The following is a 12,996-nucleotide window of genomic DNA, read 5'->3' as shown; positions in this document are numbered from 1 at the left end:
CGGGGGCGCTTTGCTCCGCCGGTCATCCGCGATTGTGGCGTTTCCCTGTCAGGCCAAGTGTTCTAGGGCGCGCCACCATGAACGATCCCGCCACCATCCGTCGCCTGTACGGCCGTCGCCAGGGCCATAAGCTGCGCATCGGCCAAGCCGCGCTGGTCGAGGAGACGCTGGCCGCGCTGAGCGTGCCCGAGAGCGGCCCGCTGGACGCCGGCATCCTGTTCGGGGATCCCGAGGGGCAGGAGCGTCCGCTGGAGCTAGAGATCGGCTTTGGCGCCGGCGAGCATCTGGCGGGGCAGGCGGCAATGCGGCCCGACACCGGCTTCATCGGCTGCGAGCCGTTCCTCAACGGCGTCGTCGGCGCGTTGGGTCACATCCGCGACGGCGGCCTGACCAACGTGCGCCTGCATATGGGCGATGCACTGGAGGTGGTGGAGCGGCTGCCCGACGCCAGCCTTTCGCGCGTCTACCTGCTGCATCCCGATCCTTGGCCCAAGGCGCGCCACGCCAAGCGCCGGATGATGAACCACGGGCCGCTCGATGCGATCGCCGCCAAGCTGAAACCGGGCGCGGAATTCCGGCTGGGGACCGACGATCCGACCTATTGCCGCTGGTCGATGATGATCATGGACCAGCGCCGCGATTTCGTGTGGACGGCCCGCGAGCCCGCCGATTTCCTGACCCGCCCCGCCGACTGGCCGGAAACCCGGTATGAACGCAAGGCGCGCCGGCACGGGCATGAGGTCTGGTATTTCCGGTATATCCGACAGTAATCAGCGGAAGAGCGCGGGGATCGCCTGGAACAGCGTCGCTCCGGCGAGCGGGCCGCAGACCAGCATGACGAGGTTGAAGATCGCGATCGTCCCGACGACGTTGCGCTGGCGGGCGGTCAGCGGCGGGCGGCGGCGCTTCGGTTCCCAGCGCGGCGGCGGCGGCTGATCGCGGAAATCGACGAACATCGTGCGTCTCCCTGTTAGCGGCGGCGCTTTTTGGGCGGCTTGGGGGCCACCCATGGCGGCACCGTCACATAGGTTATAGGCGTGATTGAGGGAATCGTCACGACGCGATCCACGGCGGGATCGGCGGGGAACTGGTCGCGCGCCTTGGCGAAGAGGAAGCGGGCGCGGGCAGCGCCGGGCGCCGCGGCGCTCGTACCGACCCAGCGCCAGTGCCACGGTTCCCACTTCACGTTCTGGCGGTTGCCGCCGGGGAACGACAGCTCGAACCCGAAACGCGGCGCGTTCGCCACCAGCCAGCGGGCGGCGGGGGTGGCGGCCATGCACGCCTCCGCATCGGGGCAGCCGTTCGCCGGTCGCACGGCGAAGTCGATCGCATAGCCGGTGGAATGTTCGCTGTGACCGGGCGGTGCGACCGAGATCGCGCGCGTCGCATCGGGATCGGCGCTGGCATCGGGATGGTCGCGACAGAACACGCTGGCCTGCCGGATGATCGAGCGGTGGCAGGACAGGCCGCGGAGTTGGCCCATGACCGCAGGATCGCCCTGCGCGGCGGCGAGCAGGCGTTCCAGATCGGGGATCATGTCGCGCCGGACGAGGCAGGCGTTGAGGGCGAACCCGGCCGGTGCGGGCACCAGTTCGGACGGGGCGGCATCGCCATAGGGCAGATGGCCGTAGACCCGGCCGTCGCTCGCCATGCTTGCCGCCGCACCGGCGCACACCTGCGCCTGGGCGGGAACCGCGATGGAGGCGGCGATGAACAGGGTGACGCGGCGCATGGCGGCAGGCTCTGGCGCGAAGGGGCAGGGAGTGGCAAGGCGTTTCACATGCATGGCGACCGCGTATTGTTCATCGACGGCGAGGCTCTGGTCATCGACAAGCCCGCCGGCTTGCCGGTCGACAAGCCGCGCGACGGCTCCCTCAGCCTGGAGAATCATCTCGATTCGCTGAAGTTCGGGTTCCAGCGCTGGCCGACCGCGGTCCATCGGCTGGATCGGGACACCAGTGGCTGCCTGCTGCTGTCGAGGAATCCCAAGGCGCATGCGCGGTTCCAGCAGGCATTCGAACGCGGCGAGGTGGAGAAGCGCTATCTCGCGATCCTCGCCGGCATTCCGGCCGAGGCGGAGGGGGTGATCGACCTGGCGCTGGGCAAGGTCAGCACGCGCGAGGAGGGCTGGCGGATCGTCGCCGACGCGCAGGGCAAGTCGGCGAGCACCGCATGGCGGGTGGTCGCCACGCGCGACGGCCGGGCGCTGGTCGAGTTCCGGCCGGCGACGGGGCGGACGCACCAGATCCGCGTCCATGCCGCCACCGGGCTGGGGCTGCCGGTGCTCGGCGATCCGCACTACGGGGCGGGGGAACCGGGCGGCATGATGCTGCACGCCGCGGCGCTGACCGTGCCGCGTGCCGGCAAGGACCCGATCGTCGCGGAAGCGCCGCTGCCGGAACGGTTCGGCGTGTGGCCCGGGATCGCATCGGCGCCCGAGCCGGCGTGAGCGAGGCGGCGCACGCATGCCGCTGATCCAGGTGACGCGATCGATCGCGATCGACGATCGCGAAATCGAGGAGAGTTTCACCCGCGCCTCCGGGCCGGGCGGGCAGCACGTCAACACCACCGACAGCGCGGTCATGCTGCGCTTCGACGTGTGGGGATCGCCCAACCTGCCCGACATGGTGAAGCAGCGGATGTCGGTGCTGGCCGGATCGCGGTTGAGCAAGGAAGGTGTGCTGACTCTGCGCGGCGACGGGTCGCGGTCGCAAGAGATGAACCGGCGCGAGGTGCGCGAGCGGCTGGTCGCGCTGATCCAGGAATCGACGATCGTCCCCAAGAAGCGGCGCCCGACCAAGCCGAGCCGATCGGCCAAGGCGCGCCGCGTCGACGAGAAGAAGGGGCGCAGCACCGTGAAGGCCGGACGCGGCAAGGTGCGGCTGGACTGAGGGCGCGGGCCGGCCCGGTCCGTTTCGTCGGCGCGTCGACAGTGCACCGCGGACCCGGTTCAGGGTGACACGGTGGTGACGCGGCGGTTCTTCGCCCCTACATCCCGCGCCATGTACCAGTTCGATATCTCCGCCGGCTCGAAGGCCGACCTGTACCGCGACCTGCTGTCCGCGCTCGATGCGCTGACCGCGGACGAGCCCGATGCCATCGCCAATATGGCGAATGCCTCGGCATTGATCTGGCAATATCTGCCCGACCTCAACTGGGCGGGTTTCTACCGCCTGGTCGGCGGCGAGTTGGTGCTGGGGCCGTTTCAGGGGAAGGCGGCGTGCATCCGCATCCCGATCGGTAAGGGGGTGTGCGGCGCGGCGGCGGCCACCCGCGAGACGCAACTGGTCGACGACGTCCATGCCTTTCCCGGGCACATCGCCTGCGATGCCGCCAGTCGATCGGAACTGGTCGTGCCGATCGTGCGCGACGGGGTGGTGACAGGGGTGCTCGACCTCGACAGTCCCGCACCGGCGCGCTTCGATGCGGAGGATGCGACGGGGTGCGAGGCGCTGGCGGCGCTGCTTGCCACGCGGCTCGGCTGATCCAAAAGGGGACAGCGTCAAAAGGGGACAGGCGCTCGGCTGGCGAGTCCCGGAACCAAGTGTTAAATCGATCGTCAACGTGATGTTAATCGATGACGCTAGGGGGCGCCGTCGGAACAGGGAGACGACATGCGTATCTGGTTGATCGCCACTGCGGGGATGGCTCTTGTGGCCGCCGGCGGCGCCGATGCGCAGCAGCGCGTCGTCGCGCACGGGCCAGGCGGCATGCGCCCCGGCGCCAGCTTCCCCGTCCCGAACCAGGGCATGGCGCCGGCACCCGCGATTCAGCCGCGGGGCCAGTGGCGGGCGCAGAACTGGCGGCGCGGCGGATATCCGGGCCAACGTCCGACGATGGCGCCGGGCCAGCTGCCCGTGCAGCCCCACATGCAGCCGGGTCAGCCGCACATCCAGCCGGGGCGTCCGGCGGGCTGGAACGGCGCGGGTCGTCCGCCAATGGTCCATGCCGGTCAGCCGCGCTGGGGCAGCAAGGTCGGCGGCCGCTGGTGGGGCGGTGCAAACGCCCCCGGCGGCTGGGCCGCCTATCGCCGTCCCTATCGTGGCTATGCCCTGCCGAGCTATTGGGTCGCCCCGCGCTTCTATATCGGCGACTGGCAGGCCTATGGCCTGACCCAGCCGACCTACGGCTATAACTGGGTGCGCTATTACGACGATGCCGTGCTCGTCGATGGCCGCGGTTCGGTCTACGACACGCGCGCCGGGATCGACTGGGACCGCTATGATGCGGGTTATGGCGACGAAGACCGCGTCTATGCCGGTGGCTATGACGATCGTGGGCACGACGATCGCGGGTACGACGACCGGGGCTATGATGATCGTGGCTATGATGGTCGTGGTTATGCGCGTCGCGACGATGGTGTCGGCGGCGCGGTGGCCGGTGCCGCGATCGGCGGCGTCGCGGGGAATCTGATCGCAGGGCGCGGCAATCGCCTGGGCGGTACATTGATCGGTGCCGGTGTCGGCGCCGCTGCCGGCTATGCGATCGACAAGGCGGAGGATCGTCGCAATCCGCCGCCGCCGCCGGTCTATGGCCGCGGCTATGCACCGCCGGTCGCGCCGGATCGCGCGCCGCCACCGCCGCCACCCGTCGGTTATGGGGCAGGCGGCCCGAACTGGCGCTCCGCGGACGGCACGACGACGGTGACCACCACCAGCGGCGCGGGCGGTTATTACCAAGGCGGCTATTATTATCCCGGCGCGTCGACCACGACGGTCGTGGTCCAGACCGCACCGGTCATCACCACGACGACGACCGAAGTCTATGAAGATGCGGTGACCTATACGCGCAAGCCGGCGGTCCGGCGGACCAAGACGAAGCGGGTCTGGCGCCCGGCGCCGACCTGCCGCTGCGGCTGATGGAGATCAGGCCCTGACGGCCTCAGCAGGGGCCGTCAGGGCCGGGTCGGTTCACGGCGTCCGGGGCCGATGGCGCGGTGCTATTCGGTTGCCTGATCCGGCGCCGGGTCGTTGCGAGCGCTGCGAAAGGCGAACGGTTGCCGCATGCCTCGCCGCAACCACAGGCGTGGCGCACTCGGGATTTCCTGCTTCGCGGCGTTTGATCGATGGCAGGCCTTGCGGGGTCGGATAGCCGTGGGACTGACTCGTCAGCGCGGCTGAGTTCCGGGGGCACTTTTCCGCCGGAACCTGCCCGCATTCATGTCCATGTCTGCGTGGCACGATGAATCCTGGTCCGGATGCGAGATCACGGGGATGTTCAAGTGACTTCCACCCGTGCCTCGTGTGTCCGGCCATACGGCTGCGCGCGCCGCTTAGCAGGATTCAGCCGATCCCCAAGTCCGCCGGGCCAAACGCGTGTGGCAAGAGCTCCGACAGGCGGTAGCGCGCGACCGCATCGCCCTCGGCCGCGCCGCAATAGACCGCAAGGTCGCGTCCACCGAGCTGCGCGGCCTCGTTCAGCACCTGACGACAGCGTCCGCACGGGCTTACCGGGGTATCGCCGGTGGCACGACCGTCCGCATCCATCGCGCCGCCGATCACCCCGACCGCGACGACATCGCGCAGCCGGCCCGCGGCGCTGGCGGTCGCAATCGCCACAGTTTCGGCGCAGAGCGACAGGCCGTAGCTGGCATTTTCGACATTGGCGCCGGTGATGAGGCTGCCGTCGGTCATCAGCAACGCTGCGCCGACCGCAAAGCGCGAATAGGGCGCGTGGGCCCGTGTCGCCGCTTCCCGCGCGGCGTGGATCAGGCGGATGCTGTCATCGGTCATGGTGCTACGACGTTCCAGTTCACGGGGCCTTCGATGCCGTCGATGCGGCGGATGTCGCTGGCGCGCCATATCCGCCACGGCCGCGCGGCATAACTTGGGGGAAACACATTGCTGATCGCCCAGACCGGGCGGTCGATGGCGGCGGACAGCTGATAATCCTTGTCCACCGCCTTGCTCAGTCGCAGCAGCACGGGCTTGCGGGTATGCGCCTCGACCATCGCGATGAACGTTCGCATTTCGCCGACCAGCACATCCTGATCGGGACGCGCGGTGCAATCGTCCCGATAGCCGACGTCGACCGCGACCGGCAGCGCGTCCGCGGTGCGGGGGACGAAGGCGTTGAAGGCGTTGGCCTGGTCCGCCGCCAGCTGGCAGAGCGAGAACAGGTGGACCGCGCCGCGACGCAGGCCGGCATCGGGCAGGGCGGCCCAATTCGCCTCGAACCCCGGATCGCGGCGATCGGCGCCCGACGTCGCGACCAGATAGGCGAAATCCGCCCCCCGCGCCCGCACCGTACCCCATTCGATCGCACCGGGGTTCTCGCCCAGGTCGACCCCCTGCAACGGATACTGGCCCTGCGCCGGGTGCCAGCCGGTCGCGAAGCTCCACCCGCCGATGCCGAGCAGGCCGGCCGCAATGAGCGCTCCCGCCGCCTTGAACACCCCGTATGCCATCAGCCGCGCAAATGCAGGACGCAGATCAGCGTGAACAGCCGGCGCGCGGTGTCGAAATCGACATCGATCTTGCCCGCCAGGCGTTCGCGCAGCAATTCGGCGGCATCATTGTGGACGGCACGGCGTGCCATATCGACGGTCTCGATCTGTTGCGGAGTAGAGGCGCGTATCGCCTGATAATAGCTGTCGCAAATCGCGAAATAGTCCTTGATCGACCGGCGGAAGCGGCCGAGCGCCAGGACCAGCGTCTCCAGGTGATTGTCGTCCTCGCGGTGGATGTGGATGCCGAGCCGCCCCTCCGCCGATTCGAGCTTGATGCGGTATGGCCCGGCATAGCCGTCGGCGTGGACGCGCTGCGGCGCGAAGTGATTACCCTCCAGCAGGTCGAAGATCGCGATCCGCCGTTCCTGCTCGACGTCCGCCGAGCGCCAGCCGATGCTGTGCTCGTCCAGGGTGATGTCGATGATCCGCGGGTCGGCCATCGTCGTCCGATATAGGGCTAACCCGTCCACGACAATTCCGAGTTTGTTCGACGGGGGCTGGAGCGGTATAGCGATGGTCATGGCCACTCTCGCATTCCCGACTCCGGCGGTCCCCGCCGAACCCATGCAATTGCCACGCAACGTCGAGGCCGAAGCGGCGATGCTCGGCGCGATGATGATCGACAACCGACTGGCCGACGATCTGGTCGACCGGCTGGAGCCGGCGCATTTCTACGAACCGGTCCATGCCCGCATCTTTGCCGCGATCAAGACGCTGCGCGCCAACGACATGTTGGCGACGCCGGTGACGCTGCGGCCGATGTTCGATGCGGACGAAGGCATGCGCGAACTGGGCGGACCATCGTACCTCGCCAGCCTGACCGGATCGGGCGCCGGCCTGATCGGTGCGCGCCAGTTCGCGACGCAGATCTACGACCTTGCCATGCTGCGCGCGCTGGTCAGCGTCGGTCGGACGCTGGTCGAACGCGCGATGGACACGTCGGAAGAGGTCAATCCGCGTGCGCAGATCGAGGCGGCGGAAGAGGAATTGTACAAGGTCGCCGGCGATGGCGGCGCCGAGAATGCCACCAAGAGCTTCGCGCAGGCGACGACGATGGCGGTCAAGATGGCCGAGCGCGCGCTGAATTCCGGCGGCAACCTGTCGGGCGTCACCACCGGTCTCGACAGCGTCAACGCCAAGATCGGCGGCATGCACCACAGCGATCTCATGATCCTCGCCGGCCGTCCCGGCATGGGCAAGACGTCGCTCGCCACCAACATCGCCTTCAACGCGGCGCGGCGCTGGATGCGCGACATGGCCGACGGCATTCCGCCCAGCGAATCGGTGGGGGCAAAGGTCGTGTTCTTCAGCCTGGAAATGAGCGCCGACCAGCTGGCGACGCGCATCCTGGCCGAGCAATCGCAGATCAGTTCGGAATCGCTGCGCATGGGCAAGATCAGCAAGGCCGAATTCGGCCAGTTGGCCGCTGCCGCGGCGGAACTGGAGAACCTGCCGCTGTTCATCGACGATACCGGCGGCCTCAGCATCAGTGCGCTGCACACCCGCGTCCGTCGCCTGCAACGCCGCCACAACAACCAGATCGGGCTGGTCGTGGTCGATTACCTCCAGCTGCTGACCAGCGGCGGCAAGGGCGGCAAGGAAAATCGCGTGCAGGAAATCTCGGAAATCTCGCGCGGGTTGAAGACGCTGGCCAAGGATATGAACGTGCCGGTGCTGGCGCTGTCGCAGCTGAGCCGTGCGGTCGAAAGCCGCGAGGACAAGCGGCCGATGCTGTCCGACCTGCGCGAATCGGGATCGATCGAGCAGGACGCGGACATGGTCTGGTTCGTGTTCCGCGAGGATTATTACACCGCCCAGCGCGAACCGAAGCGACCGATGGAGGGCGATGAGGCCAAGGTGTTCGAAGACCACGCGAAATGGGCAAGCGACATGGAGCGGGTCTATGGCCTTGCCGAGATGATCGTGGCGAAGCAGCGCCACGGCGCGACCGGCAAGGTGGTGCTGAAGTTCGATCCGACCATCACCAAGTTCAGCGACTATGCAGGGTATTGAGGCGGTTCGATCGTCCCCGCATCGATTGTCCTGAGGCACGTTGCGACCGATCGCTGCCGTGGTCGCGGCATCGGCCGGGACGACGATGGGCAGGCACGGGCAAAACCCAAATTTTCCGGTCATAATCAGTAGTCAGCACCCGCCCGTTCAGCCTAGAGCGAGGTGCATGGTGCGATGGCCCGGCGCTTCGAGCGGGGCCGCCCAGGGGAATGGCATGACACGATTTACAGCGACCGCGGCGATGGCTGCCATGCTTCTGCCGGTGCTGCCGGCGTCGGCGCAGGTGGTATCGGTGCCGGTGCCACCATCGGCGCAGGTTGCACCGATAGTGGCGGTGCCGACGATCCCGTTGCCGCAGCTGACCGACGCGCAGGCGATGCAGCTTGCCGCGCTGTTGTTGCGCGACACGCTGGCGCAGGGGCTCAGCCTCGCGGTGCCGCAACCGATGGACGCCGCCGCGCGCGATCAGCTGGTGCGCGATGCACTCGACCACGCCCGCGCGGTGCACGCCGGGCGGCTGGCCGAGGCGGACTTTCAACGCGACTGGGGCCTGCGCCCGCCGGTATTCGACCCGCTGCCCGGCTTTGCCGATGCGGTGCGCCGCGACCGGATCGCCGCCTGGTTCGCGGCGCTGCCGCCGCCCTATTCGGGCTATGACGGGCTGAAGGCGGGGTTGCAGCGGTATCGCGGAATCGTCGCCGCAGGCGGCTGGTCGGCGCTTCCCGCCGGTCCGGACCTGGGCATGGGGGCGACGGGGCCGCGCGTGTTCGCGCTGCGCAACCGGTTGGCGGTCGAGGACACCGACGTTGCCGCAACCGGCGCGTTCGATGCGAAGCTGGTCGAGGCGGTGCGCCGGGCGCAGCGCCGCTACGGCCTCAACCCGACCGGCATCGTCTCGACACAGACGCTGGCGGCGCTGAACGTCCCCGCGACGGCGCGGGTGCGGCAGATCATGGCGAACATGGAACGGTGGCGCTGGCTGCCGCAGGACCTGCCGCGCGATCGCATCCAGGTGAATATCGCGGCTGCGGTGCTGACCGTGTTCGACGGCGACCAGCCCGTCATGTCGATGCGGGCCGTCACCGGCCGGCCGGGGGACGAGACGCCGATGCTGTCGTCGACGATCCACAGCGTCGTCCTTAACCCGCCGTGGAACGTGCCGACCTCGATCGCGACCAAGGAGCTGTGGCCGAAGGAAAAGAAGAGCCCCGGCTATTTCAAGCGCAACGGCTTTCGCGTGATCGACGGCACCCGCCTGCAGCAGAAGGCCGGCGACCAGAGTGCGCTGGGGCGGTACAAGTTCGACTTCGACAACGCATTCTCGGTGTATCTGCACGATACCCCGTCGCGCGCGAAGTTCGCCAGCTTCAGCCGGCTGGCCAGCCATGGCTGCGTGCGGCTGGAAAAGCCCGCCGATCTCGCACAGCTGTTGCTGAAGGGCGATCCGGCGTGGACGCCGGAGGCGATCGCCGCGACCATCGACAAGGGCGAGACCGTGCGGGCGCGGCTGGCGAAGCCGGTATCGGTCTATCTGCTGTACTGGACGGCGTTCGCCAGCGGTAACGGCCAGATGAACTTTCGTGACGACCCCTATGGCTGGGATGCGACGCTGGCGGCGAAGATCGAAGCGCGCTCGGCGAGCCAGCTGGTCGCGGCACGGTGAAGGGACAGGTAATGCGTAATCGAACCATGAAGACCGGCGTGGCACTGGCCGCGGGTTTGCTGATGCTGTCGGCATGCTCGCGCTCGGAACCCGAGCAGCCGCTCGAGGAGAACATGACCGAGCAGGCGCCGGTGGAGGAATCGACGCCCGACGCGACGCCGACCGCCGAACCATCGGCAACGCCGACCGCCGCCGTCGAAACCAACGCCATGGCGATCGACACGCCGCCGGAAGCGCCCGTCGCTTCCGATGCGCAGATGATCGACGACGCCGATGCGACCGGCATGACCGCGCGCGTGTCGCGGGACGAAGCGCCGGCCGGAAACGATCAGGCGAATCCGTAACCGGACGTATCGGTCATGACGATACTGACGCGCCGCGCCCTCAGCGCCCTGTGCGGCCGACTATTGCTCACCGGATTGCTGGCGGGATCGGTCACGGGGCTGGCCGGGCCGGTCGCGCCGGCGGCTGCGGTGACGCGGCCGGTGTCGGCGATTCTGATGGACGCGCGCGACGGCCGCATCCTGTATGCCGAGAATGCCGGTATCGTCCGCCGGCCGGCGTCGCTGACCAAGATGATGACGCTGTTCCTGACCTTCGACGCGCTCGACGAGGGGACGTTGCGGCTTGGCGATCCGGTGCGCATCTCCCGCTACGCGTCCAGCCAGAAGCCGTCGCGCGTCGGCCTGCGACCGGGTGCGACGATGACGGTCGACCAGGCGATCCGCGCGGTCGCGGTCGTGTCCGCCAATGACGTCGCGGTCGCGCTGGCGGAAACCGTGGGCGGCACGGAGGACCGGTTCGCCCGGATGATGACGGCGAAGGCGCGCGCGCTCGGTTTGGAGGACACGTCGTTCACCAACTCTACCGGCCTGCCGGGCGCGAACCTGACGACGGCGCAGGACATGGCGCGATTGTCGCTGGCGCTCCTGCGCGATCACCCGCGCCGCTATGCGGTGTTCGCGACGCGATCGTTCAGCTGGGGCGGGCGGACGGTGCAGAACCACAACCACCTGCTAGGTGCCTATCCCGGCGCCGACGGCCTCAAGACCGGCTATACCGCAGAGGCAGGCTTCGCGCTGGCAGCATCGGCGAAGCGCGGCAATCGTCGGCTGATCGCGGTGGTGATCGGCGAACGTTCGATCCAGTTGCGCGACCGCCGCGTCGCCCGGATGTTGACAGAAGGATTTGCGCAAGGCGGCGCGCCGACGAAGGCGATCCCCGATACGCTGGAGGAATGGTTGGGCAGCCCGGTTACGGCAGAATCCGACGACTGATCGTGCGCGCTGGCCAAGGCAGGGCCGGCGTAGATGGTGACGGACTGATGCGGGGCGAGGTGACATCCCGTCGCCCCGACATCGTTAGCGGATCGTAACGCCGTGCAGGGCCTCCGGATCCGGCTATTCCCCAATCCCCACGCAAATGCCGCGACGACGGTCGAATGCCACGGTGGCACACGGCCTCTCCGCGTCGATCGCCTGTCTGTTGGTCCGCCGGAGGCGCGGCCCGCTCACCGCCGCGGGGCGCGTCCTCCAAAGGTCGGCAGGCTCTCGCTGCCGTCCGCCGCCAGCGCGGCGACGGCGATGAAATTGTCGTCCACCGGCACCTGCTGCAATGTCGCATCGCTACCCTGCACGTCGCGCGATTTCGTCCAGGTCGCGGTGTCGTTGGCGCGCCAGCGGATGCGATAGCCGGCGGCCCCCGGCACCGGTGTCCAGCTGACCTTGGTATCGCGCGACAGGTCGCCGACCAGCACCACGGTTGCCGGTGCGGCCGGAGCCGCCGCCAGCCGGGCGATCGTCGCGGCGTTGATCGCCGTCACCCTGGCGAGATAGGCGAAGTCCATGCCCTCGATCGTGTCGCCATAGACGGTGCCGTTTTCCGTGCGCAGGTCCTGATGCTGGCGATCCCAATTCTCCGCACCGACCGAGAAGCGCACGGCGGGATAGCCACGTTTCAGGAACGGTTCGTGGTCGCCGCCGCGGCCGAACCGGTCGGGGCGCCGATCGATCACGACGTCGAAGCCGCCGGGAATCGCATCGGCGATGCCGTCGATGGTCTTGGCGAGCGCGCGGCTGGGGCCATCGTCCTCGCCGCCCTCGCCGCGGCGGCGCTGCTGTTGCGGCAGGTCCTCCACCGCGCGGATGCCTTCGGAAAAGACGCGGACGCGACCGGCATCGCGCACACCGCCCTGGCCGATCGAATTGCCGACGATGTCGTTGTTGAGCATCGCGGTAACGTTCCATCCGCGGGTCGCGGCGGTATCGGCGAGCAATTCGGCGCCCCAGAGCCCCTGTTCCTCGGCGGAAAAGGCGACGTACACGATGGTCGCATCGAACGTCCGCTTCGACAGCAGCCGTGCCGTTTCCAGCACCAGCGCCACGCCGGAGGCATCGTCGTTTGCGCCCGGCGCATCGCTGGTGGCGTCCATCACATCGGTGACGCGGCTGTCGATGTGGCCGCCGATGATGACGACCCGATTCGGATCGCGGCCGCGCTGGATGCCCAGCACGTCCTCGACCACGACGCCGTTCGGCGCGCGCGGGCCGGTGAAGCTGCGACTGATCCGTTCGACCTTGATGCACCCGCCACAGTCGCGCCCGATCGCCTCGAACTGCTTCGCCGCCCAGTTGCGCGCGGCCCCGATGCCGCGCTTGGGATCGGTGGTCGAGGACAGCGTGTGGCGCGTACCGAAACCGACGAGGGCCGTGACGCTGGCCTTCAGCCGCGCGGGATCGGGGGAGGGGGCGGCGACCTGAGCAGCGGCGGCGAGGAGTGGGAGGATCAGCATGATACGCGGGTGTGGCCTGCCCGGTCCGTCCGCTCAAGCCCTTGTTTCACCGGCCGATGTCTGTCCGGTCGATGTCTGTCC

Annotated in this window: 15 protein-coding genes; 9 read left to right on the top strand and 6 right to left on the bottom strand. The window is 68.6% G+C overall.

The annotated features are described in order from the left end of the window. Nucleotides 1-77: 77 nt before the first annotated feature. Nucleotides 78-770, top strand: a complete 693-nt coding sequence (trmB, locus tag GTH33_RS17055; RefSeq protein ID WP_163959429.1) for a tRNA (guanine(46)-N(7))-methyltransferase TrmB — start codon at nt 78-80, stop codon at nt 768-770. On the opposite strand, the gene GTH33_RS17050 is transcribed toward trmB, so the two are convergent. Both GTH33_RS17050 and GTH33_RS17045 read right to left on the bottom strand, forming a co-directional pair. Then, entirely contained in the window at nt 771-956 is a 186-nt protein-coding gene (locus GTH33_RS17050) for a hypothetical protein (protein ID WP_163959428.1), read from the bottom strand. A 14-nt stretch (nt 957-970) separates the two neighbouring features. Continuing rightward, nucleotides 971-1,732, bottom strand: a complete 762-nt coding sequence (locus GTH33_RS17045) for a M15 family metallopeptidase (protein WP_166753070.1) — start codon at nt 1,730-1,732, stop codon at nt 971-973. A gap of 48 nt (nt 1,733-1,780) precedes the next feature. On the opposite strand from GTH33_RS17045, the gene GTH33_RS17040 reads away from it, so the two are divergent. The 4 genes from GTH33_RS17040 (at nt 1,781) to GTH33_RS17025 (ending at nt 4,859) form a co-directional block, all read left to right on the top strand. Beyond that, nucleotides 1,781-2,449: an RluA family pseudouridine synthase gene (locus tag GTH33_RS17040; protein ID WP_163959426.1), complete on the top strand. Its 669-nt coding sequence runs from the start codon at nt 1,781-1,783 to the stop codon at nt 2,447-2,449. Nucleotides 2,450-2,465: 16 nt separating this feature from the next. Beyond that, the gene (arfB, locus tag GTH33_RS17035) at nt 2,466-2,891 is read left to right on the top strand and encodes an alternative ribosome rescue aminoacyl-tRNA hydrolase ArfB (protein ID WP_163959425.1); all 426 of its coding nucleotides are present in this window, start codon (nt 2,466-2,468) and stop codon (nt 2,889-2,891) included. A 111-nt stretch (nt 2,892-3,002) separates the two neighbouring features. Then, nucleotides 3,003-3,485, top strand: coding sequence for a GAF domain-containing protein (locus GTH33_RS17030; protein WP_163959424.1), 483 nt, complete (start codon nt 3,003-3,005; stop codon nt 3,483-3,485). A 129-nt stretch (nt 3,486-3,614) separates the two neighbouring features. Continuing rightward, complete coding sequence (locus GTH33_RS17025) at nt 3,615-4,859, top strand: RcnB family protein (protein WP_163959423.1); 1,245 nt, start codon at nt 3,615-3,617, stop codon at nt 4,857-4,859. A 423-nt stretch (nt 4,860-5,282) separates the two neighbouring features. Here the strand turns inward: GTH33_RS17025 and GTH33_RS17020 are convergent, their stop codons facing one another. The 3 genes from GTH33_RS17020 to GTH33_RS17010 are packed head-to-tail and all read right to left on the bottom strand — an operon-like array spanning nt 5,283 to nt 6,888. Beyond that, the gene (locus tag GTH33_RS17020; protein ID WP_243848147.1) at nt 5,283-5,732 is read right to left on the bottom strand and encodes a cytidine deaminase; all 450 of its coding nucleotides are present in this window, start codon (nt 5,730-5,732) and stop codon (nt 5,283-5,285) included. Continuing rightward, on the bottom strand, nt 5,729-6,406 hold the full coding sequence (locus tag GTH33_RS17015) for a GH25 family lysozyme (protein ID WP_163959421.1): 678 nt from the start codon (nt 6,404-6,406) through the stop codon (nt 5,729-5,731). The genes GTH33_RS17020 and GTH33_RS17015 overlap by 4 nt, the downstream gene beginning before the upstream one ends. Next, on the bottom strand, nt 6,406-6,888 hold the full coding sequence (locus tag GTH33_RS17010) for a UPF0262 family protein (RefSeq protein ID WP_163959420.1): 483 nt from the start codon (nt 6,886-6,888) through the stop codon (nt 6,406-6,408). Before GTH33_RS17010 ends, GTH33_RS17015 begins: the two co-directional genes overlap by 1 nt. A gap of 79 nt (nt 6,889-6,967) precedes the next feature. On the opposite strand from GTH33_RS17010, the gene GTH33_RS17005 reads away from it, so the two are divergent. From GTH33_RS17005 to GTH33_RS16990, 4 genes are all read left to right on the top strand, one after another. Beyond that, entirely contained in the window at nt 6,968-8,461 is a 1,494-nt protein-coding gene (locus GTH33_RS17005; protein WP_163959419.1) for a replicative DNA helicase, read from the top strand. Between the two features lie 241 nt (nt 8,462-8,702). Further along, a complete protein-coding gene (locus GTH33_RS17000) occupies nt 8,703-10,124 on the top strand; it encodes a L,D-transpeptidase family protein (RefSeq protein WP_163959418.1) in 1,422 nt (473 codons plus the stop codon). An 11-nt stretch (nt 10,125-10,135) separates the two neighbouring features. Next, entirely contained in the window at nt 10,136-10,468 is a 333-nt protein-coding gene (locus GTH33_RS16995) for a hypothetical protein (protein ID WP_166753069.1), read from the top strand. A gap of 15 nt (nt 10,469-10,483) precedes the next feature. Beyond that, complete coding sequence (locus GTH33_RS16990) at nt 10,484-11,401, top strand: D-alanyl-D-alanine carboxypeptidase family protein (protein ID WP_163959417.1); 918 nt, start codon at nt 10,484-10,486, stop codon at nt 11,399-11,401. Between the two features lie 233 nt (nt 11,402-11,634). On the opposite strand, the gene GTH33_RS16985 is transcribed toward GTH33_RS16990, so the two are convergent. Further along, the gene (locus tag GTH33_RS16985) at nt 11,635-12,915 is read right to left on the bottom strand and encodes a M20/M25/M40 family metallo-hydrolase (RefSeq protein ID WP_163959416.1); all 1,281 of its coding nucleotides are present in this window, start codon (nt 12,913-12,915) and stop codon (nt 11,635-11,637) included. Nucleotides 12,916-12,996 lie beyond the last annotated feature (81 nt).

The organism is Sphingomonas insulae (assembly GCF_010450875.1).
GTDB lineage: Bacteria > Pseudomonadota > Alphaproteobacteria > Sphingomonadales > Sphingomonadaceae > Sphingomonas > Sphingomonas insulae.
Note: the sequence above shows the minus strand (reverse complement) of the source record. Positions and strands in the feature narration are given on the sequence as shown.

Coding starts and splice junctions, on each gene's coding strand:
- GTH33_RS17000 (WP_163959418.1), top strand. CDS start 8,703: ATGGCTGCCATGCTTCTGCCGGTGCTGCCGGCGTCGGCGCAGGTGGTA.
- GTH33_RS17050 (WP_163959428.1), bottom strand. CDS start 956: ATGTTCGTCGATTTCCGCGATCAGCCGCCGCCGCCGCGCTGGGAACCG.
- GTH33_RS16995 (WP_166753069.1), top strand. CDS start 10,136: ATGCGTAATCGAACCATGAAGACCGGCGTGGCACTGGCCGCGGGTTTG.
- GTH33_RS16990 (WP_163959417.1), top strand. CDS start 10,484: ATGACGATACTGACGCGCCGCGCCCTCAGCGCCCTGTGCGGCCGACTA.
- GTH33_RS17010 (WP_163959420.1), bottom strand. CDS start 6,888: ATGGCCGACCCGCGGATCATCGACATCACCCTGGACGAGCACAGCATC.
- trmB (WP_163959429.1), top strand. CDS start 78: ATGAACGATCCCGCCACCATCCGTCGCCTGTACGGCCGTCGCCAGGGC.
- GTH33_RS17040 (WP_163959426.1), top strand. CDS start 1,781: ATGCATGGCGACCGCGTATTGTTCATCGACGGCGAGGCTCTGGTCATC.
- GTH33_RS17020 (WP_243848147.1), bottom strand. CDS start 5,732: ATGACCGATGACAGCATCCGCCTGATCCACGCCGCGCGGGAAGCGGCG.
- GTH33_RS17045 (WP_166753070.1), bottom strand. CDS start 1,732: ATGCGCCGCGTCACCCTGTTCATCGCCGCCTCCATCGCGGTTCCCGCC.
- GTH33_RS17030 (WP_163959424.1), top strand. CDS start 3,003: ATGTACCAGTTCGATATCTCCGCCGGCTCGAAGGCCGACCTGTACCGC.
- GTH33_RS16985 (WP_163959416.1), bottom strand. CDS start 12,915: ATGCTGATCCTCCCACTCCTCGCCGCCGCTGCTCAGGTCGCCGCCCCC.
- GTH33_RS17005 (WP_163959419.1), top strand. CDS start 6,968: ATGGCCACTCTCGCATTCCCGACTCCGGCGGTCCCCGCCGAACCCATG.
- GTH33_RS17025 (WP_163959423.1), top strand. CDS start 3,615: ATGCGTATCTGGTTGATCGCCACTGCGGGGATGGCTCTTGTGGCCGCC.
- arfB (WP_163959425.1), top strand. CDS start 2,466: ATGCCGCTGATCCAGGTGACGCGATCGATCGCGATCGACGATCGCGAA.
- GTH33_RS17015 (WP_163959421.1), bottom strand. CDS start 6,406: ATGGCATACGGGGTGTTCAAGGCGGCGGGAGCGCTCATTGCGGCCGGC.